The sequence below is a fragment of the Bradyrhizobium sp. P5_C12 genome, from assembly GCF_054049735.1.
The window spans coordinates 124,334-143,738 of record NZ_JBFULU010000003.1; the positions used below are offsets into that span (position 1 = coordinate 124,334).

At 64.3% G+C, this 19,405-nt stretch carries 18 protein-coding genes; 12 read left to right on the top strand and 6 right to left on the bottom strand.

The window, feature by feature from the left end:
• Positions 1-69: 69 nt before the first annotated feature.
• A complete protein-coding gene (locus tag ACXJMY_RS03595) occupies positions 70-654 on the bottom strand; it encodes an STM3941 family protein (protein ID WP_456617950.1) in 585 nt (194 codons plus the stop codon).
• Between the two features lie 209 nt (positions 655-863).
• On the opposite strand from ACXJMY_RS03595, the gene ACXJMY_RS03600 reads away from it, so the two are divergent.
• From ACXJMY_RS03600 to ACXJMY_RS03625, 6 genes are all read left to right on the top strand, one after another.
• Positions 864-1,484, top strand: coding sequence for a hypothetical protein (locus ACXJMY_RS03600; RefSeq protein WP_456617951.1), 621 nt, complete (start codon positions 864-866; stop codon positions 1,482-1,484).
• A 41-nt stretch (positions 1,485-1,525) separates the two neighbouring features.
• Positions 1,526-1,975 carry a DsrE family protein gene (locus ACXJMY_RS03605; RefSeq protein WP_456617952.1) on the top strand — a complete coding sequence of 150 codons (450 nt, stop codon included), beginning with the start codon at positions 1,526-1,528 and terminating at the stop codon, positions 1,973-1,975.
• A 304-nt stretch (positions 1,976-2,279) separates the two neighbouring features.
• Complete coding sequence (locus ACXJMY_RS03610) at positions 2,280-2,603, top strand: ArsR/SmtB family transcription factor (protein ID WP_456617953.1); 324 nt, start codon at positions 2,280-2,282, stop codon at positions 2,601-2,603.
• The gene (locus ACXJMY_RS03615; RefSeq protein ID WP_456617954.1) at positions 2,600-3,031 is read left to right on the top strand and encodes an SRPBCC family protein; all 432 of its coding nucleotides are present in this window, start codon (positions 2,600-2,602) and stop codon (positions 3,029-3,031) included. The genes ACXJMY_RS03610 and ACXJMY_RS03615 overlap by 4 nt, the downstream gene beginning before the upstream one ends.
• 58 nt (positions 3,032-3,089) lie before the next feature.
• Positions 3,090-3,302, top strand: coding sequence for a hypothetical protein (locus tag ACXJMY_RS03620; protein WP_456617955.1), 213 nt, complete (start codon positions 3,090-3,092; stop codon positions 3,300-3,302).
• Positions 3,299-3,760: a DUF1801 domain-containing protein gene (locus ACXJMY_RS03625; RefSeq protein WP_456617956.1), complete on the top strand. Its 462-nt coding sequence runs from the start codon at positions 3,299-3,301 to the stop codon at positions 3,758-3,760. Before ACXJMY_RS03620 ends, ACXJMY_RS03625 begins: the two co-directional genes overlap by 4 nt.
• Before the next feature lie 259 nt (positions 3,761-4,019).
• Here the strand turns inward: ACXJMY_RS03625 and ACXJMY_RS03630 are convergent, their stop codons facing one another.
• From ACXJMY_RS03630 to ACXJMY_RS03645, 4 genes are all read right to left on the bottom strand, one after another.
• Complete coding sequence (locus ACXJMY_RS03630) at positions 4,020-5,555, bottom strand: SpoVR family protein (RefSeq protein WP_456617957.1); 1,536 nt, start codon at positions 5,553-5,555, stop codon at positions 4,020-4,022.
• Entirely contained in the window at positions 5,552-6,826 is a 1,275-nt protein-coding gene (locus ACXJMY_RS03635; protein WP_456618096.1) for a YeaH/YhbH family protein, read from the bottom strand. Before ACXJMY_RS03635 ends, ACXJMY_RS03630 begins: the two co-directional genes overlap by 4 nt.
• A gap of 19 nt (positions 6,827-6,845) precedes the next feature.
• Positions 6,846-8,789 (bottom strand): PrkA family serine protein kinase, encoded by a 1,944-nt coding sequence (locus ACXJMY_RS03640; RefSeq protein WP_456617958.1) that lies wholly within the window; start codon positions 8,787-8,789, stop codon positions 6,846-6,848.
• A gap of 299 nt (positions 8,790-9,088) precedes the next feature.
• Positions 9,089-9,697 carry an STM3941 family protein gene (locus ACXJMY_RS03645; protein WP_456617959.1) on the bottom strand — a complete coding sequence of 203 codons (609 nt, stop codon included), beginning with the start codon at positions 9,695-9,697 and terminating at the stop codon, positions 9,089-9,091.
• Between the two features lie 311 nt (positions 9,698-10,008).
• Here ACXJMY_RS03645 and ACXJMY_RS03650 point away from each other — a divergent pair, with 311 nt between their 5' ends.
• The 6 genes from ACXJMY_RS03650 (at position 10,009) to ACXJMY_RS03675 (ending at position 17,596) form a co-directional block, all read left to right on the top strand.
• On the top strand, positions 10,009-12,858 hold the full coding sequence (locus tag ACXJMY_RS03650) for a bifunctional transaldolase/phosoglucose isomerase (protein WP_456617960.1): 2,850 nt from the start codon (positions 10,009-10,011) through the stop codon (positions 12,856-12,858).
• Positions 12,859-12,871: 13 nt separating this feature from the next.
• The gene (gnd, locus tag ACXJMY_RS03655; RefSeq protein WP_456617961.1) at positions 12,872-13,870 is read left to right on the top strand and encodes a phosphogluconate dehydrogenase (NAD(+)-dependent, decarboxylating); all 999 of its coding nucleotides are present in this window, start codon (positions 12,872-12,874) and stop codon (positions 13,868-13,870) included.
• A gap of 67 nt (positions 13,871-13,937) precedes the next feature.
• A complete protein-coding gene (zwf, locus tag ACXJMY_RS03660) occupies positions 13,938-15,449 on the top strand; it encodes a glucose-6-phosphate dehydrogenase (protein WP_456617962.1) in 1,512 nt (503 codons plus the stop codon).
• On the top strand, positions 15,449-16,198 hold the full coding sequence (gene pgl, locus ACXJMY_RS03665; RefSeq protein WP_456618097.1) for a 6-phosphogluconolactonase: 750 nt from the start codon (positions 15,449-15,451) through the stop codon (positions 16,196-16,198). The genes zwf and pgl overlap by 1 nt, the downstream gene beginning before the upstream one ends.
• Positions 16,185-16,787 (top strand): gluconokinase, encoded by a 603-nt coding sequence (locus ACXJMY_RS03670; RefSeq protein ID WP_456617963.1) that lies wholly within the window; start codon positions 16,185-16,187, stop codon positions 16,785-16,787. The genes pgl and ACXJMY_RS03670 overlap by 14 nt, the downstream gene beginning before the upstream one ends.
• Positions 16,784-17,596, top strand: a complete 813-nt coding sequence (locus ACXJMY_RS03675) for an HAD family hydrolase (protein WP_456617964.1) — start codon at positions 16,784-16,786, stop codon at positions 17,594-17,596. Before ACXJMY_RS03670 ends, ACXJMY_RS03675 begins: the two co-directional genes overlap by 4 nt.
• 4 nt (positions 17,597-17,600) lie before the next feature.
• Here ACXJMY_RS03675 and ACXJMY_RS03680 read toward each other — a convergent pair whose 3' ends face one another.
• On the bottom strand, positions 17,601-19,403 hold the full coding sequence (locus ACXJMY_RS03680; protein ID WP_456617965.1) for a glycoside hydrolase family 15 protein: 1,803 nt from the start codon (positions 19,401-19,403) through the stop codon (positions 17,601-17,603).
• Positions 19,404-19,405: the final 2 nt, after the last annotated feature.

The following is a 19,405-nucleotide window of genomic DNA, read 5'->3' on the forward strand; positions in this document are numbered from 1 at the left end:
CGGCTATGCCTGCTTCGTCCGCCGCAGCGATGCGCGGCATCTGACCCGATGCCAGCGCTTCCTCGCCGCTCAGCTGACGGCCTCGGGCTCCGGTTCAGGCTCCGGCACGGCGTGGCCCGAAGAGGGCGGTCGTCCGGCACCCCAATATTGCTTGCAGGTCTCGAGCAATGTTTCGACGTCCATGGTCAGTCCGCCCGCATTGACGATCACGCCGTCAGCGCCAAGCGCGTTGTTCATCAGCGACAAGGCACGATTCAGGAAGCCCCCGGAGAATCGCTCGGCGACAAGGGGATCGAGCTTGAGCACCACGAACTTCTGCACGCGCTGCTCCCGGAGCAGAATCTTCCGCACGGAGCTCCAGGCAATGGTCTCGTCGGCGAGCCTGGTGTCGCGAATGCCGATGCGGCTGATGAAGACGACCGGCGACCTGGCGGAAGTCAACCTCCAGAGCATCCTGCAGGTGGTAAGGCCGAAAAACACCGCGCCGACATAGCAGGCGGCGACCTGGAACGTGGTGATGTTTTTACCTTGCTGCCACATGAATGCGAGCGCAGCACAGAGCAGCGTCAGCAGCAGACCGACGCCGAAAAACATCAGCAGCCGGCCCCGGGAATAGCCGATCGTGATGTTGGGCAGGTTCTGACCCACGGACATGTTCGACCCCCATCAGCCTTTTGCATCAACTTTGGGTTTACGAACGCCCCCTCTTCCAAAAGATTAGGGCTGGAACCTTGCGCGAGGCTGCCCACGGGAATGCGGGGCACCGGCACTTGAACGCGTGGCGTTCGGCCTGCGACTAACCGCCAGTCGGCTCTCACCGTCCTCCGATGCGGCCGTCAACAGTTCACGCGCCCGGTGCGATCATGAAGCTTGCCCTCCTGCTTCCGCTTGTCCTTGCCGCCTTCGTCGGTGCCGCCCGGGCCGAAGAGGCCGACGACATCCGTGAGGCCAGCAAGGCCGAGGCCGAAACCTTCAACGCGCGGATGTATGCGGGCCCACCCGGCGGCAAGGCCTATGCCTGCTTCGTCCGCCGCTACGATGCCGCGCACCTGGCGCGGCATCCGAAGCAGAAGGTCGCCTCGATGAAGCTGCTGGTCTCGGCGGAATTGGACAAGGAGGACAAGGAGCTCCACAACTCCTTCCGCCTCGGCTTCAGATATCGCCACCGCTCGGGCGATTTCGACTCCAGCGGCTCATGCAACCACGCGGTATTCGCCAAAGAGGGCAACGACGTCCGTCTCGGCTGTGGCGTCGACTGCGAGGGCGGCGGCATCGGCGTTGCACTGTCCAAGGACGACAAGTCGGCGATCGTCCGGCTTGCGAGGGTTAGGGTCTGGCAGAACAACAAGCCGGATGACGATGCCGAGCAATCGCTGGTCGCCGGCGCCGACGACGGGATTTTTCGCCTCGACCGCACCGACACCAGCGAATGCACCTCGCTGGTGACGGACCGCAAGGAACTCGCCGCGCTGCGCCACAAGTGATATGTGTCCGGCAAAGTCGGGCGCCGCCGAGGGAGATCGCCATGAACCGCCGGAACATCTTGTGGAGCGCAGTTTCAGCCTTGGGCGCAGCGCTTGGCGCCTCTGGCGCAAAGGCGGCGACGGAAGCGAGCGCAGGCAACAAGCTCAAGGTCGTCTACCATCTCAGCGATGCCGAGAAGGTCAATTTCGTGCTCGGCAACATCCAGAACCACATCGACGGCGTCGGTGGGCCTGACTATGTGACGATCGCGCTGGTGATCCACGGTCCGGCGCTGAAGGCGTTCCACGCGGCACAGGCCAATCCCGATGTCAGCAAGCGCGTGGGCGACTTCTCCAGGGACGGCGTCGAACTCGCCGCCTGCGGCAACACGATGAAGGTGCAGAACGTCGCGCTCACCGACCTGTTGCCCGGCTTCGTCAGCGCGGAAAAAGGCGGCGTGGTGCGCTTGGCCGAGCTCCAGGCTCAGGGCTATCTCTATCTGCGGCCTTGAGGCACTTCGGTTGCCCCGAAAGGGGTGCGCCCCCTCCCCCGCTTGCGGGGGAGGGCTGGGGAGAGGGTGTCTCCGCAATGAAGAACCCCCAAGAGGAGAAAGCCCTCACCCGACGCCATAGCCGATGCGAAGCATCGGCGTTTTTGAAGAACGGCGGCCAAGGGCCGCCTATGCGACCTCTCCCGCAAGCGGCAGAGGTCAGGGGAGCCCGCGGAGCCCACCTCCCAACCGATCCGCACCGCTCTTGACACACCCATAACTCTACGGTTATGAGTTATCCATAACTGATTGGTTATGGATTTCTATGTCCGCCGCCCACGATCTCCTGTTCAGGACGCTCGCCGATCCGACCCGGCGGGCGATCTTCGAGCGGCTGTGCCGCGAGGGCGAGCAGACGGTCGGGGCACTGACGGCGCGATCAGGCGTTTCCCAGCCAGCGGTCTCGAAACATCTCGGCGCGCTGAAACAGGCTGGCCTGGTGCGCGACCGCCATGAAGGACGGCAGACCCATTACAGCGCGCAGCCCGGCGCGCTCAATCCACTGGTCAACTGGACCAGCCAGATGGCCGGGTTCTGGCAGAACCGGCTCGATGCCCTCGACGATCTCCTGAAGAGGATGGACCAATGACCGAAGCTGCGACCGAGACGCGTTCCGTGGTCATCGAGCGCGAGTTCTCCTTTCCGCCGGAGCGGCTCTGGCGCGCGCTGACGCAGCCTCACCTGATCGAGGAATGGCTGATGAAGAACGACTTCAAGCCAAGCGTCGGTCACCGCTTCAATCTTCGCGGCGAATGGGGCGGCGTGCTGGACTGCGAGGTCCTCGCCATCGAGCCGCAGCGAATGCTCGCCTACACCTGGAATTTCACGCATGAGGACGCCGCCTACGATCTGAAGAGCGTGGTGACCTTCACGCTGACGCCGGCGGGCGCAGGCACCCGTTTGCGCGTGGAGCAAGCGGGCTTCCGTCCCAGCCAGAAGCAGGCCTATGGCGGCGCGCACGCCGGCTGGAAGCAGTTCCTTGCAAAGCTGGACGAGCTGCTGGCGCGGGCGGAGTAGCTCGGCCGCCTGCGTCCATTCCAATCAACTCTCAGAGGAGGTCCCATTGAGTTCGAACATGTGGATTCGACAGATCCATCGCTGGCTGTCCATCGCCTTCACGCTCGCCGTCATCGCCAACATCGTCGCGATGACGCTGCAGCTGCAGGCCGTGTGGATCGGCTTCCTGGCGCTCGTCCCGCTGATTCCGCTGCTTGCGACCGGGCTGTATTTGTTTGCACTGCCCTATCTTGACCGGCGCAGCGGCATGCAGCGCGAGGCGAGGTCATGAAGAAGGCCGTCGCGGTGAAGAAGGCCAGCGCAAAGGACGCGGACGGAGCGTCGGCGTCCAAATCGATCGACGGCAGGATCAAGGAGCTCGGCGACTGGCGGGGCGAGATGCTGGGACGGATTCGCGCCCTGATCAGGGACGCTGACCCCGATGTGGTCGAGGAATGGAAGTGGCGCGGCGTTCCCGTGTGGGAGCACGACGGCATCATCTGCACTGGCGAGACCTACAAGGCCGTCGTGAAGCTGACCTTTGCCAAGGGGGCGGCGCTGGAGGACCCCGCGGGCCTGTTCAATTCCAGCCTCGACGGAAACGTGAGGCGCGCCATCGATATTCGCGAAGGCGAAAAAATCAACGAGAAGGCGCTGAAGGCGCTGATCCGCGCGGCCGTGGCCTTGAATGCCGCCAAGAAGAAGCCGGCCAAGAAACGGCCGGCGCAGAGCACCGCGGGTTCCCGTTGATCGCTTTAGCAGCCGCGAGTTCTGAAACCTCTCCCGCTTGCGGGAGAGGTCGGCATAGGCGGCCCTTGGCCGCCGTTCTTCAAAAACGCCGATGCTTCGCATCGGCTATGGCGCCGGGTGAGGGCTCTCTCCTCTGGGGGAGTCCCAATGTGGAGACACCCTCTCCCCAACCCTCCCCCCGCAAGCGGGGGAGGGAGCGCACCTCCCTCGCGGTCGTTGCAGGGCTAGTTTCATGGCGCTGTAGGAGTTGCCGCCAGCCTCAAGCCGCCGCCGGGATCGGCCGCGGGCTCACGACATATTCGCGCAGGACCTTGTCGTTGGCGTCGACCTCGATCAGCGCGACGTCATAGGTCCAGAGGTCGGCGAGATGCTGGAGCACCCGCTTGGCATCGGTCTCGTTGAGCTGGGCGCCCTTGATGACGCGATGGTGCACGATCAACCGGCGGTCGCCGGACAGATCGACATCGACCACTTCGATATTGGCGTCGATGTAGCCGACGTCATGCTGCCGCGCCAGTTCGCGCCGCACCCGGCGGAAGCCACGCTCGTCGTGGATGGCGTCGACCCGGATGCCGGCGCGCTCCTCGGGATCGTCGTGCAAATGGAACATGCGGAACTGCCGCATCAGCTTGGGGCTCAGGAACTGGCCGATGAAGCTCTCGTCGCGGTAATTGGCCCAGACGTCGCGCAGCACGCCCATCACGTCGTTCTTGCCGGCAATGTCGGGGAACCATTCGCGGTCCTCGTCTTCCGGCCGGGCCACGATGCGCTCGATGTCCTGCATCATGGCGAAGCCGAGCGCATAGGGATTGAAGCCGGAGAAGCGCCGATCGTCGAATTCGGGCTGGAACACCACATTGGTGTGGGATTGCAGGAATTCGAGGAAGTTGCCGTCGGTGAGCCGGCCCTCCTGGTGCAGCTTGGTCATGATGCGATAGTGGACGTAGGTCGCCGTCCCCTCGTTCATCACCTTGGTCTGGCTCTGCGGATAGAAATATTGCGCGATGTGGCGGACGATGCGCAAAAGCTCGCGCTGCCAGGGCGCGAGCCGCGGCGCGCTCTTCTCCAGGAAGTAGAGCAGGTTCTCCTGCGGCAGGCCGAGCAGCTTGCGGCGCCGTTCCATGCTGAGCGCGGCCCGGGTCTTCGAGGCGCCCTTGGGCACGGTGCGCCAGAGGTCGTTGAAGACCTCCTCCTCATGCTGGCGGCGGCGCCCTGCCCGCTTTTCCTCGGCGCGAAGGTCGAGCTTCTTCTTGCCGGGGTAGCGGTCGATGCCGTGCGACATCAGCGCATGCGCGGCGTCCAGCGTGCGCTCGACCTCGACGCGGCCATAGCGCTCCTCGCAACTTGCGACGTAGTTCTTGGCGAAATCGAGATAGTCCAGGATGCCGTCCGCGTCGGTCCACTGCTTGAACAGATAGTTGTTCTTGAAGAAGTGGTTGTGGCCGAAGGCAGCGTGCGCGATCACCAGCGTCTGCATCGTCGCCGTGTTCTCCTCCATCAGGTAGGAGATGCAGGGCGAGGAGTTGATCACGATCTCGTAGGCAAGCCCCATCAGGCCCTTGCGGTAGGAGGCCTCGTGGTAGGCGAAGTGCTTTCCGAACGACCAGTGCTTGTAGAACAGGGGCATGCCGACGGAGGAGTAGGCATCCAGCATCTGCTCGGCGGTGATGACCTCGATCTGGTTCGGATAGACGTCGAGCCCGAGATCGTTCATCGCCACCTCCTCGCAGGCATCGGTGATGCGCTGCAAGGTGTGGAAATTCCAATCCGCGCCTTCGAACAATCGTTCCGTCATGGAGCGGCCTTCTCCTGAGTGTCGCGGCGCTGGAACAGGTCGTGGAACACCGGAAATATCTCGCTGCGCTCGCTGACCTTGCGCATCGAGAGCGGTGCACCGCCGTTACGCAGGCGCTCGTAGAGGGTCCAGAGCGAGGAGTCGGAGAGGTCGAAGGCGCTGCCGCCGGACTCGCCGACCTCGAGATAGGCGAAGAACTGGCAGACCGGAAGGATCTTGTCGGTCAGCAGGAGCCCAGTGAGCTCGCCGTCGGAATAGGAGTTGTCGCCGTCGGAGGCCTGGGCGGCGTAGATGTTCCAGTCCGACGGGTTGAAGCGCTCGCGCACGATCTCGTGCATGGCCTGGAGCGCGCTGGAGACCAGGGTGCCGCCGGAGGCCGGACCATAGAAGAACGTCTGCTCGTCCACCTCCTCGGCGCGGTCGGTGTGGCGGATGAAGACGATCTCGACATGCTTGTAGCGGCGCTTGAGGAACACGTAGAGCAGCATGTAGAAGCGCTTGGCGAGGTCCTTCATGTGCTCGGACATCGAGCCGGAGACGTCCATCAGGCAGAACATCACGGCCTGCGCGACGGGCTTGGGCACCGTCTCGAAGCGGCGATAGCGGATGTCGATCGGATCGATGAAGGGAATCCGCTTCGATTTCGCCTTCAGCTTTTCGAGCTGAGCGAGGAGCACAATGCGCTCGTCCTCGTCGGTGCACGCGGCGATCGCGGCTTCCAGCTCCTCGATCTCCTCCTTGCGGGGACGCTTGAGCGCGATGCGGCGCGCCAGCGCGAGCCGCACCGTCCGGCTGACCGAGATGTTGGCGGGCGAGCCCGAGGTGGTATAGCCGGCGCGCTGGATGCCCTCGCTCTCGCTCTGCGCGATCTTGCGCTTGGCGAGATCGGGAAGCTCGAGATCGTCGAGGAACAGATCGACGAATTCGTCGCGGCTCAGGACGAAGCGGAAGGCATCCTCGCTGTCGCCTTCGCCCGGACCGGAATCCTTGGCGCTGCCCTGGCCGGATCGAGGGAGATAATCGCCCTCGATGAACTTCTTGTTGCCGGGCAGCACCATGTCGCGGGTGCCACCTTCGCGGCGGAAGCGCGGCTCGTGCATGCCGTCGAGCGGGATCGTGACCTCACCACCCTCCAGGACGTCCTTGATGTCGCGTTCCTGCGAGGTCTTCTTGACGGCGCCCTGCACCAGGGATTTGGCCCGACGCAAGAACCGCTGGCGGTTCTCAAGACTCTTGCCGCCTGGATTCAGGCGCCTGTCAATAATGTGAATGGCCACTTTCTCATCCGTCTCAACCGGCCTGCTTTACGCGCATGTACCACTCGACGAGCCGGCGAACCTGACGCTCGGTGTAGCCGCGCTCCACCATGCGTGCGACGAACTCGCCGTGTTTCTTCTCCGTCTCACCGTCCTTTTTGGACCCGAACGAGATCACCGGAAGCAGGTCCTCGACCTGGGAGAATATCCGCTTTTCGATCACATCGCGAATCTTCTCGTAGGAAATCCAGGTCGGATTCTTGCCGCCGTTCTGCGCCCGCGACCGTAACGAGAATTTGACCACCTCGTTGCGGAAGTCCTTGGGGTTGGCGATACCGGCCGGCTTCTCGATCTTGGTCAGCTCCTGGTTCAACAGTTCGCGATCCAGCAGCTGTCCGGTGTCGGAATCCTTGAAATCCTGGTCCTCGATCCATGCATCGGCATAATCGACGTAGCGGTCGAACAGGTTCTGGCCATAATCCGAGTAGGATTCGAGATAAGCCTTCTGGATCTCGTTTCCGACGAACTCGGCGTAGCGCGGCGCCAGGTCGGCCTTGATGAATTCGAGGTAGCGCTTCTCGACTTCCTCGGGCAACTGCTCGCGCTTGATCGACTGCTCGAGCGCGTACATCAGATGCACGGCGTCGGCGGCGACTTCCTGCGGATCGTGGTTGAAGGTCGCAGCCAGGATCTTGAAGGCAAAGCGGGTGGAGACGCCGTCCATGCCCTCGTCGACGCCGGCGGCATCGCGATATTCCTGGACGCTGCGCGCCTTCGGATCGGATTCCTTCAGGCTCTCGCCGTCGTAAACCCGCATCTTGGCGAACACCGTGGAATTCTCGTGCTTGCGCAGCCGCGACATCACCGAGAACCGCGCCAGCGTCTCCAGCGTCGAGGGCGCACAGGGCGCGGCCGCGAGCTCGGAGCCCTGGATCAGCTTCTCGTAGATCTTCTGCTCTTCGGTGATCCGCAGGCAGTACGGCACCTTGATCACGCAGATGCGGTCGATGAAGGCCTCGTTGTTCTTGTTGGCCTTGAAGCTCGACCACTCGGCTTCGTTGGAGTGCGCGAGGATGACGCCGGTGAACGGGATCGCGCCGATGTTCTCGGTGCCGATGTAGTTGCCTTCCTGCGTCGCGGTCAGCAGCGGGTGCAGCATCTTGATCGGCGCCTTGAACATCTCGACGAATTCGAGGATGCCCTGGTTGGCGCGATTGAGGCCGCCGGAATAGCTGTAGGCGTCGGGATCGTTCTGCGCATAGGTCTCGAGCTTGCGGATGTCGACCTTGCCGACCAGCGAGGAGATGTCCTGGTTGTTCTCGTCACCAGGCTCGGTCTTGGAGACCGCGATCTGGCGCAGCCGCGACGGCTGAATCTTGGCGACACGGAATTGCGAGATGTCGCCGCCGAAGGCCTCGAGGCGCTTGTAGCACCACGGGCTCATCAGGCCGGTGAGGCGCCGGCGCGGAATGCCGTACTTCTCTTCCAGCATCGGTCCGAGATGATCGGGATCAAACAGGCTGAGCGGGCTTTCGAACACGGGCGAGAGTTCGTCGCCGGCCTTCAGCACGTAGATCGGCTGCACTTCCATCAGCGACTTGAGCCGCTCGGCGAGCGAGGATTTGCCGCCGCCGACGGGGCCGAGCAGATACAGGATCTGCTTGCGCTCTTCGAGGCCTTGCGCGGCGTGACGGAAGAAGCCGACGATGCGCTCGATGGTTTCTTCCATGCCGTAGAAGCCGGCGAAGGCCGGATAGGTGCGGATCGTGCGATTCAAAAAAATACGGCCAAGGCGGGAATCCTTGGCCGTATCAATCGTCYGGGGTTCGCCGATCGCCGCTAGTAGTCGTTCGGCCGCATTTGCGTATTTCATGGGATCGCTTCGACACGATTCCAGATATTCCGCCATCGACATGTCGTGCTGGCTTCTCGCCTCGAACGACCGAGCGAAAGCGTTGAATAGAGAATCGTTGTACATGATCCCTCTCCGCGTGAGTTCCGCTACACAACTGAACGAAAGCAGCGATCGGACCGTTCCTTAGCGCCACTCTCGAATCAGCGTGAGCACATGACGATCATTCGACACCCGGGCGCCTTCTCGGCGCAACGCACAACGTAGGCACAGGGTGAGTTACGAACAGGCACCTGCCTGTTATTTGAGCGAATCTATACCTGTATTTGCTAATTTCCAGCAAATGTCGCCTCACCGCAACATCCGGGCATTACCGGGGGTAGGCCCATCCGGCACCGCAGCATAGCCGCCGGCCGGCGGCAGCTTTATGACCTTCGTGGGGCCAAGCTTTGCGGGCCGTGATCGCGCTCTCGCCGCAATGCGATGCGTGAATCGCTGGCAGCATGACAGTCGCGGCAGGCACGCAGCAATGTGTCGAAATCCGTCGTCAACCCCTCGGATCGGATGACGACGCGGTCGGCAGACGCAGCGCGGATGCAGGAGAGCTGACGCTGCAAGGCCGGCGTCGGCGTCAGCACGATCACCTTGTGCCCGCGGCAGTCTTCAGCCAAAACCTCCGCAATCGACTCCCACAGCAGAAATTCATTGCCGATGCGGCGATCGCGGATGCCGTAGGGGGTGACGATCACCACCGCGCCCCGTTCGGACGGCAGCATCCAGATCAGCCGGCAGGTGACCAGGGCGAACACCACGACGCCGGCATAGCCGAGCATCGTGTCATAGTCGCCGATGCCGTCCCACCAATCGAAGGCAAGGCTTGCACTGAGCAGCGTCATCGCAAACCCCGCCGCGACCAGCAGTCGCAGGCGCGTAACGCATTGACCGATTTCGAGGTCGTGGGATGCGTCGATACACATCACCGGTTGCGCACCGTCGGCGGCGGCGAGTGCCAGGCCCTCAGGACGTATGTGCATGCTTTCCCCCAGCATCGCGATTCGCGACCGAGCCGACGACCCATCAGGCGGATCGGAATCCGCGGACGGCAGTGCGTGCCGCGACAGGCAGACGTTACGCAACGAGACCTCGGCCGAACCATCCCGGCCAATGACTTTTACGCAAATCCACCAGTGCCGCCTGGATCGTCATGATCGCGACGGAGTTACACTGAGAGTATGACGCCAATACCCTTGATTGGTTCCCTCCCGGGAGCATGTAAGCTAGAGGATAGCGCGTCAGGACCGGCGCGGAAACCCCTCGCCCGCAGGCTTGGAGATAAATAAACATCATGAATCCCGTCAAAGAACTGGAAAAGCACGGACAAGCCGTCTGGCTGGACTTCCTCGCCCGCGGCTTCATCGCCAAGGGCGATTTGAAGCGGTTGATCGAGACCGACGGCGTCAAGGGCGTCACCTCCAATCCCTCGATCTTCGAGAAGGCGATCGGCAGCTCGGACGAATACGACGCCCCGATCGGCAAGGCGCTGAAGCGCGGCGACCGCACCGTCGCCGACCTGTTCGAGGCCGTCGCGGTCGAGGACATCCAGAACGCCGCCGACGTGCTGCGACCGGTCTATGACAAACTCAAGGGCCAGGACGGTTTCGTCAGCCTGGAGGTCTCGCCCTACCTCGCGATGGATACCGCGGGCACGGTCGCCGAGGCGCGGCGGCTCTGGAAGGACGTCAACCGCAAGAACCTGATGGTGAAGGTGCCGGCGACGCCGGAGGGCCTGCCGGCGATCGAGCAGCTGATCGGCGACGGCATCAGCATCAACATCACCCTGCTGTTCGCGAAGGCGGTCTATCTGGAGGTCGCCGAGGCCTATCTCGCGGGTCTGGAGAAGTACGTCGCAGGCGGCGGCGATCCTTCGCATGTCGCGAGCGTGGCGAGCTTCTTCGTCAGCCGCATCGACTCGGTGGTCGACAAGCAGCTCGACGAGAAGATCGCCCGCGCCAACGACCCATCGGAAAAGGAGCGGCTCGCCGCGCTCAAGGGCAAGGTCGCGATCGCCAACGCCAAAGTCGCCTATCAGGACTACAAGCGCCTGTTCTCCGGCCCGCGCTGGGACAAGCTCGCCGCCAGGGGCGCCAGGCCGCAGCGCATGCTGTGGGCCTCGACCGGCACCAAGAACAAGGACTACAGCGACGTCCTCTATGTCGAGGAGCTGATCGGCCCCGACACCATCAACACCGTGCCGCCGGCGACGCTGGACGCGTTCCGCGACCACGGCAAGCCGCGCGACAGTCTCGAGGAGAATGTCGACGACGCCCGCCGCGTGCTGGAGGAGCTGGAGCGCTCCGGCGTCTCGCTCGACGCCATCACCGAGGAACTGGTCAAGGACGGCGTCAAGCAATTCGCCGACGCCGCCGACAAGCTGTATGGCGCGGTCGCCCACAAGCGCGCCACCGTGCTCGGACCCGCGATCGACCGGCAGCAGCTCTCGCTCGGCGACGGGCTCGGCAGGGCGGTGGCCAAGAGCACCGAGGAATGGCGGGCGTCCGCAAAGATCCGCAGGCTCTGGCAGCGCGACAAGTCGGTCTGGACCGGTACGGACGAGGACAAATGGCTCGGCTGGCTCGACAGCGCGGCGAAGGCCGACGTCGCCGACTATGAAGATTATGCCAACCGCGTGAAGGGACAGAAATTCTCCGACGCCGTCGTGCTCGGCATGGGCGGATCGAGCCTCGGGCCCGAGGTGCTGGCGGAGACGTTTGCAAGAAAGTCCGGCTTCCCGAAACTGCACGTGCTGGATTCCACCGATCCGGCGCAGGTGCGGGCGATGGAAGCCAGGATCGACATCGCTAACACCGTGTTCATCGTGTCCAGCAAGTCCGGCGGCACCACCGAGCCGAACGCGATGAAGGATTATTTCCATGAGCGCGTCGCGCAGGCCGTCGGTCCAAAGGTGAAGACCGGCCATCGCTTCATCGCGGTGACCGATCCCGGCTCGTCGCTGGACAAGGCGGCCAAGAAGCTCGACTACGCCCGCATCTTCCACGGCGAGCCCACGATCGGCGGTCGCTATTCGGTGCTCTCGCCGTTCGGGCTCGTGCCGGCCGCAACCGCGGGCATCGACGTCAAGACCCTGATCAAGCACGCGCTCTCGATGGCCCGCTCCTGCGGACCCGACGTGCCGCCGCAGGAAAACCCGGGCGTGCAGCTTGGGCTCGCCATGGGCCTCGCCGGCCTCGAAGGCCGCGACAAGGTCACGATCCTGTCGTCGAAGAAGATCGCCGATTTCGGCGCCTGGGCCGAGCAGCTCATCGCGGAATCGACCGGCAAGGAAGGCAAGGGCCTGATCCCGATCGCCGACGAGCCGCTCGGCGAACCCGCGCTCTACGGCAACGACCGCTTCTTCATCGACATCCGCACCGAAGGCGAGGCGGACGCCGCGCACGACTCGAAGCTTGCAGCGATCGAAGCGGCCGGCCATCCCGTCGTGCGCATCGTCATGAAATCGATCGACCATCTCGGCCAGGAATTCTTCCGCTTCGAGATGGCGACCGCAGTGGCGGGCAGCATCCTCGGCATCAATCCGTTCGACCAGCCGGACGTGGAAGCGGCCAAGATCAAGACCCGCGAGCTCACCGCGGCGGTCGAGAAGACCGGCGCGTTGCCGGCCGAGCAGCCGGTCGTCAGCACCGATGAGGCCGATCTCTACACCGACGAGGCCAACGCCGCGGCGTTGCGCGCCGCCGGCGCCAATGGCGATCTCACCTCGTGGCTGAAGGCGCATCTCGCCCGCTCCCACCACGGCGACTACGTCGCCCTGCTCGGCTACATCGCCCGCGACAAGGCGACGATCGACGCGCTCCAGACCATGCGGCTCGAAGTGCGCGAGAAGCGCCAGGTCGCGACCTGCGCCGAGTTCGGACCGCGCTTCCTGCATTCCACGGGGCAGGCCTACAAGGGCGGGCCCGACAGCGGCGTGTTCCTCCAGATCACCGCGGATGATGCCAAGGACCTTCCGGTGCCGGGCCAGAAGGCGAGCTTCGGCATCATCAAGGCGGCGCAGGCGCGCGGCGATTTCGACGTGCTCACCGAGCGCGGCCGTCGCGCGCTCCGCGTCCATCTGAAGGGCGGGCTCAAGAAAGGTCTCGCAGCGCTCAACGCGGCGCTTAACGACGCGCTGAATTAAAGGAATCTCTCAAATGCAACTCGGCATGATCGGCCTCGGCCGGATGGGCGGCAACATCGTTCGCCGGCTGATGCGTCACGGCCATTCGACCGTGGTCTATGACAAGGACGCCAAGGCCGTCGCCGGCCTTGCCGGAGACGGCGCACAGGGCTCCTCGACGCTGGAAGAGTTCGTCGCCAAGCTGGAGCGGCCGCGCACCGCCTGGGTGATGCTGCCTGCGGGGCGCATCACGGAAGCGACCATCGACACCCTTGCGAACGTGATGCAGGACGGCGACGTCATCATCGACGGCGGCAACACCTTCTGGCAAGACGACGTCCGCCGCGGCAAGGCGCTGAAGCAGCGCGGCATCCACTATGTCGACGTCGGCACCTCCGGCGGCGTCTGGGGGCTCGACCGCGGCTATTGCATGATGATCGGCGGCGAGAAAATCGTGATCGACCGGCTCGATCCGATCTTCGCCGCGCTCGCGCCGGGCGCGGGCGACATTCCGCGCACGGAAGGACGTGAGGGGCGCGATCCCCGCATCGAGCAGGGCTACATCCATGCCGGCCCGGTCGGCGCCGGCCATTTCGTCAAGATGATCCACAACGGCATCGAATACGGCCTGATGCAGGCCTATGCGGAAGGCTTTGACATCCTCAAGAATGCCAGCATCGAAGCCCTGCCGGCGGATCATCGCTACGATTTCGATCTCGCCGATATCGCCGAGGTGTGGCGGCGTGGCAGCGTGATCCCGTCCTGGCTGCTCGACTTGACCTCGACGGCGCTCGCCGACAGCCCGCAGCTTTCGGAATATTCCGGCTTCGTCGAGGATTCCGGCGAGGGACGCTGGACCGTGAATGCCGCCATCGACGAGGCGGTGCCGGCCGAGGTGCTGACCGCCGCCCTCTACGCACGTTTCCGTTCCCGCAAGGAACACACCTTCGCCGAAAAAATTCTCTCGGCGATGCGCGCGGGTTTCGGCGGCCACAAGGAGCCGAAGCAGCCGGACGCTTCGAAGCCAAAGTAAGAAGCTGGAGCAAGAAGCCGAAGCAAGAAGCCGAAGTAACAAGTAACAGAGCGAAGGCCGATCATTCGTGACAAAAGACCCGCAGCCAAAGCGCAAGCCGGAACATTGCGCCTTCGTCATCTTTGGCGTGACCGGAGACCTGACCCATCGGCTGGTGATGCCATCTCTCTACAATCTGGCGGCCGAGAACCTGCTGCCGGACAAATTCTGCGTCGTCGGCGTGGCCCGCAAGGGCCAGTCGGATGGCGAGCTGCGCGACAGCCTGATGAAGGGCCTGCGCCAGTTCGCCACGAGGCCGGTTGACGATGACGTCGCAAAACAGCTTCTGCAATGCGTGACTTTCGTCGAAGCCGACCCGAACGATCCGCCGTCCTTCGACCGCCTGCGCGATCATCTCGATACGCTCGAATGCGCGCAGGACACCGGCGGCAACCGGCTGTTCTACCTCGCGACACCACCGACCGCGTTCGCGCCGACCGCGCGCGAGCTCGGCCGCACCGGCATGATGAAGGAGAACGGCGCCTGGCGGCGGCTGGTGATCGAGAAGCCGTTCGGCACCGACCTCGTGTCGGCGCGCGCGCTCAATGCCGAACTGCTGAAGATCATGGAGGAGCACCAGATCTACCGGATCGATCACTATCTCGGCAAGGAAACGGTGCAGAACATTTTGGTGCTGCGCTTTGCCAACGGCATGTTCGAGCCGATCTGGAATCGCAACCATATCGACCACATCCAGATCACGGTGGAGGAAAAGCTCGGCGTCGGCCATCGCGGCGGCTTCTACGACGCCACCGGCGCGCTGCGCGACATGGTGCCGAACCATCTGTTCCAGCTGATGTCGCTGGTCGCGATGGAGCCGCCGGCCCGTTTCGACGCCCATTCGGTGCGCTCCGAGAAGGCTGACGTGCTCACCTCGATCCAGCAGCCAAGCCGTGAAGAGGCGCTGAAAAATTCGGTGCGCGCGCAATATCTCGCCGGCCGCATCGGCAACGACGCGATCACGGACTATCGCAAGACCGAGGACGTCAAGCCCGGCAGCACCACCGAGACCTTTGTCGCGCTCAAGCTGATGATCGACAATTGGCGCTGGGCCGGCGTCCCCTTTTACTTGCGCACCGGCAAGGCGCTGGGTCACAAGCGCACCGAAGTCGCGATCAAGTTCAAGCAGGCGCCGCTGTCGATGTTTTCGGGCACGGACGTCGACCGCCTGTCGCAGAACTTCCTCACCATCGGCATCGCGCCGACCGAGACCATCGAGCTGCAGTTCAACGCCAAGATTCCCGGACCCAGCATCACCATCGACGGCGTCGAGATGAAGTTCCGCTACGGCGACTATTTCAAAGCCGATCCCTCGACCGGCTACGAGACGCTGATCTACGACTGCATGATCGGCGACAACATCCTGTTCCAGCGCGCCGATGGCATCGAGGCCGGATGGCAGGCGGTGCAGCCGTTCCTGGACGCCTGGAAGAGCGAGGGCACCAACGGCATCGAGACTTATGAAGCCGGCAGCGACGGCCCGGCCTGCGCCGACGAACTGCTCCGGCGCGACGGACGAAGCTGGCGGAAGTTTTCGTGATGGCGGCGGCCGGCCAGCCGGAGCTGATCGTCGCGGCCGATGCGGAGGCCCTCGCGCAAGCCGCGGCCGAGCGGGTGATGGCGCGGATCGCCGCCAATCCCGGGCGCATCGCGATCTGCCTGACCGGCGGCTCCAGCCCGAAGAAGCTCTATCAGCTGCTCGGAAGCGACGCCTGGCGCGGCAAGATCCCGTGGGATCGCGTGCACTGGTTCATCGGCGACGAGCGCTTCGTGCCTGAGAGCGATCCCCTCAACAACATGGCGGTCGCGCGCGCGACCTTTCTCGATCGCAGCGCGCCCTCCGACCATGTCCACCCGATCCCGACCGCGGCTGAAAGCCCGGACCAAAGCGCCGAGACCTATGCGCGCGAGCTGCAGGCCTTCTACGGTTCGGAAAGCCTCGATCCGGCCCGGCCGCTGTTCGACCTGGTTCTGATGGGCGCCGGCCCGGACGGCCACACCGCCTCGCTGTTTCCCGGCTACCCCGAAATCGAGGAAATGCAGCGTTGGGTCGTCGGGGTGCCCAAGGCCAATGTGGCCCCCTTCGTGCCGCGGGTCTCCCTCACCCTGCCCGTCCTTGCATCCTGCCGCGAAATGCTGTTCGAGATTGCGGGACATGACAAGCAGCCGATCTTGACGCGCCTCCTCAATGGCGAGACTCTGCCGGCTGTACGCGCGCGCTCGAATGGTGAGACCATCTGGATGGTCGACCAGGCCGCGCTTCCGGAGGAAATTCGTGGCGGGCGTTGAAGCACCTTGTGCATTGATCGTGATGGGCGTGTCGGGCTCGGGCAAGAGCACGGTTGCGGAAGCGCTGGGCGAGCGGCTCGGCTGGCGGTTCGAGGACGGCGACAGCTTTCACCCCGCCAGCAACGTCGCGAAGATGAGGGCCGGCCATCCGCTCACCGACGAGGACCGCTGGCCCTGGCTCAACGCCATCGCCGACGAGATCGCGCGGGTCTGCGACCGCGGCGAGCACGTCATCATCGCCTGTTCGGCGCTGAAGCACAGCTATCGCGACGTGCTCCTGCGTGGACGCGACGACGTCCGCTTCGTCTTCCTGAAGGGCACGAAGGAGCTGATCGCCGACCGGCTCGCCCGCCGCAAGGGCCATTTCATGCCGCCCGAGCTGCTGACCAGCCAGTTCAGCACGCTGGAGCCGCCCGAGGCGAGCGAGCACGTGATCAGCGTCTCGATCGACGAGTCCGTCGAGGCGATCGTGGACGGCGTCGTGCGGCAGTTGAAACTGGGCGGCGCAACATCCACGGCCGAGAAACCCAAGGTCGTGGAACCCAAGGTCTTGAAACCCAAGGTCCTGAAACCCAAGGTCCTGCCATGACGCACATCTCGCTCGTCGTCTCCGACGTCGACGGCACGCTGCTGACCAAGGACAAGACGCTGACCGATCGCGCCCGGGCCGCGGTGCAGCGGCTGCATCAGGCCGGCATCGGCTTCACCATCACCTCGAGCCGCCCCGCCATCGGCATGCGCTTCCTGATCGAGCCGCTGGCGATCTGGCTGCCGGTCGGCCCGTTCAACGGCTCCTCGATCATCGATCCCGAGATGAAGCCGGTCGAGCAGCACCTGATCCCCGCGAGCGCCGTCGAACGGTCCCTGCAAATCCTCCGGGAATTCGGCGCCGACATCTGGCTCTTCACCTACGACAAATGGCTGATCGATAACCCGGGCGGCAAATACGTCGCCCATGAGCGGCACACCATCCGCTCCGACCCGACCATCGTGACGGATTTTTCGCCGTACCTCGCCAGCGCCTGCAAGATCGTCGGCGCCAGCGCCGACGCCGCCGGGCTCGAGCGTTGCGAAATGGCGATGCAGGAGGCGCTCGGCAGCGAGGCGACCGCGGTGCGCTCGCAGACCTATTATCTCGACATCACGCCGCCCGGCTTCGACAAGGGCACCTTCGTGCAGGCGATGGCCAAGCGCCTTGGCATTTCCACCGACGCGGTCGCGACCATCGGCGACATGCAGAACGACCTTGCGATGTTCCGCGTCAGCGGCGTCTCGATCGCCATGGGCAATGCCACCGACAGCGTCAAGGACCAGGCCACCCACGTCACCGCAACCAACGAGCAGGACGGTTTTGCCGAGGCGATGGAGATGATTTTGAAACTGAATGGGGTTGGCTGAGTCACTACTTCGACCGCTGCACCGCCGGCTTCTCGCTCTCCTGCCTTGCCGCCGACAGGTTGTGCGCGGTGTTGATCAGCGCGATGTGGGTCAAGGCCTGCGGGAAATTGCCGGTCTGGCGCCGGGCGCCTGAATCATATTCTTCGGCCAAGAGGCCTACATCGTTCGCGATGCGGACCACGCGGTCGAGCAGCACTTGCGCCTTGTCGAGATCGCCGGCCAGCACATGGGCATCGGCCAGCCACAGGCTGCAGGCGAGGAACGCGCCCTCGATCGGCTGCTTTTCCTCGGACATTTCGCGCGGATCGTGCCGCAGCACGAAGCCGTCGCGCATCATGTGCTTTTCGACGGCCGCGATGGTGCCGCGGATGCGCGGGTCTTCCGCCGGCAGGAAGCCGACCGCCGGCAGCAGCAGCACGCTGGCGTCGAGCAGCTTTGAGCCGTAGGACTCGACGAAGGCGTTTTCCTCAGCATCGAAGCCTTTGTTGCAGACGTCGCGATGAATGGCCTCGCGCAGCGCGCGCCAATGCAGCAGCGGCGCCTTGAAGCCAAAGGTCTCGGCGCTCTTGATGCCGCGGTCGAAGGCGACCCAGGTCATCACCTTGGAGAAGACGTAGTGCTTCGGCTCACCGCGCCGTTCCCAGATGCCGTTGTCGGGATGGTCCCAGACCTCGGCGAGATGGTTGAGCACGGCGCATTCCAGCGCCCAGCTCTCGTCATCGAGCTTCAGCTTCGCCATGCGCGACTGGTGGAAGGCGTCGATCAGCTCGCCATAGACGTCGAGCTGGAGCTGTGCATGCGCGGCATTGCCGATGTGCACCGGCTTGGCGCTCTCATAGCCGTCGAGCCAGCCCGCCTCCCATTCCAGCAGCCGCCGCTGGCCCCAGATGCCGTACATGATCTGCATGTTCGCCGGCGAGCCGGCAGCGGCGCGCAAGAGCCAATTGTGCCAGGCCGAGGCTTCCTCGGTGTAACCCGAGTTCATCAGCGCCAGCAGCGTGAAGGTGGCATCGCGCAGCCAGCAGAAGCGGTAGTCCCAGTTCCTGCTGCCGCCGAGCTTCTCGGGCAGCGAGGTCGTGGGCGCCGCGACGATGCCGCCGGTCGGGTCGAAGGTCAGCGCCTTCAGCGTGATCAGCGAGCGCATGATGAGATCGTGATACTCGCCGTCCCGCGTGCAGCGGCTGCACCAGTCCTGCCAGAATTTTTCGGTCTCCTGGAGCGCGATCTCCGGGTCGATCGGCGCGGGCGGATCGAGGTGCGAGGGGCCGTAGGTCAGCACGAAGGGCACGGTGTCGCCGGCCTTCACCTCGAATTCGGCGACCGTCGTCAGGTCCTCGCCCCGGGTCTCGACCGGCGTGCGCAGCACGGTCATGTCCTGGCCGGCGACCGCCAGCAGCGAGCCGTCCTTGCACCGCCGCACCCAGGGAATATCGGCACCGAAGCCGAAGCGGATCACGAGCTGCATCCGCATCTTCACCGCGCCGCTGACGCCGCGCACCAGCCGCACGATGTCGGAGGCCTTGCCGCGCGGCGGCATGAAGTCGATCAGCGCGACGGTGCCGCTCTTCGTCTCGAAGCGCGTTTCGAGGATGAGGGTATCGCCGAGATAGCGGCGCGACGTAGCGGTGACGTCCTCGGCGGGCGCGACCAGCCAGCGGCCGTTCTTGTGCGTCCCGAGGATCGCGGCAAAGCAGGCATCGGAATCGAAGGCCGGCCAGCACAGCCAGTCGATCGAGCCGTCGCGCCCGACCAGCGCCGCGGTTTCGCAGTCGCCGATCAGCGCATAATCCTCGATGTTCTGCGACAATG